The 1,171-nt window shown below is 77.7% G+C and carries 1 protein-coding gene; it reads left to right on the forward strand.

Annotated elements, in window-relative coordinates; all coding sequences use genetic code 11:
* The first annotated feature begins 54 nt into the window (after positions 1-54).
* On the forward strand, positions 55-1,035 hold the full coding sequence (locus G5C65_RS37510; RefSeq protein ID WP_165303512.1) for an NAD(P)-dependent oxidoreductase: 981 nt from the start codon (positions 55-57) through the stop codon (positions 1,033-1,035).
* Positions 1,036-1,171: the final 136 nt, after the last annotated feature.

Here is a 1,171-nt window from a genome sequence, read left to right on the forward strand (position 1 = left end):
ACCCGCCCCGTACGCTCCTTCCGTGATCGGCGAACAGGTGAACGGGGTGAGGGCATGACCCGGGGAGCGGACGGTGTGGACATCGAGGCGCTGCGCAGCGCCCTGGCGGACGGGGCGCGCGTCGTCGCGGACCCCGCGCTCTCCGACGCGCTGGTGCACGAGATCGCGGCCGTCGCCGGCCGCCCGGTGCACCGTGAGCCGGACGACGGTCCTGCGCCCCTGGTCCATGTCGGCCCCGCCCTTCCCGAGTCGCTGCGCCGCGGGCGGCACGCCGGGCGGCTGCTGTGGACGCACAGCACCAACGCGGGCGTGGACGCCCTCCTCGCCGCCGGGCCCGCGCCCTGGCCCGAGCGCGTCCTGCTCACCCGCACGGTGGGGCGGATGGGCGAGCGCATCGCGCAGTACGTCCTCGGCTGGGTGCTCGCCGACTGCCAGGACGTGCCCGGCTTCCTCGTCCAGCACCGGGACCGCGTCTGGCACCGCCGTCCCGGTGAGCTCGCCGCCGGACAGCGCGCCCTCGTCTTCGGCACCGGCCGCATCGGCTCGGCCGTGGCCGCCGCCCTCCAGCGGGTGGGCGTCCACACCACGGGGGTCGCCCGCACCCCGCGCGCGACGCCGGGCTGCGACCGCGTCCTCTCCCTCGACGAGGCGCGCGGCGCCCTCGCCGGGGCCCGCTGGGTCGTCAACGCCCTCCCCCTGACCCCGCACACGGCGGGCCTCTTCGACACCGCCCTGTTCACCGCGCTGCGCGGTGCCGCCTTCGTCAATGTGGGCCGCGGCGAGTCCGTCGACCTGCGGGCGCTGGACGCGGCGCTGCGCGCGGGGCACGTGCGCTCCGCGGTGCTCGACGTCCTGCCCGACGAGCCGGCGGGCCCGGACTCCCCGGTCTGGGACCTCCCCCGGACCGTGGTGACCGCCCACTCGGCGGGCGTCACGGCCGACGCGGACGTGGCGGTGGACTTCGGCGCCTGCTGGCGGGAGGTCGCCGGCGGACACCACCCCGAACTCGCCATAGGGCCGGGCGCCGGATACTAGACCGTGACCAGCGGACCGTGCGGGGAAGGGGCTGCGGCGCCCCGCGGGGGCGCTTCAGGGGCGCGGGGAACTGCGCGCCCAGCCACCGGGCACCCGCACCCCGCGACGAGACAGCAAGGGGCAGCCCCTGCCCTGT

It is taken from the genome of Streptomyces boncukensis (assembly GCF_011045075.1).
In the GTDB taxonomy this organism is placed as follows: domain Bacteria; phylum Actinomycetota; class Actinomycetes; order Streptomycetales; family Streptomycetaceae; genus Streptomyces; species Streptomyces boncukensis.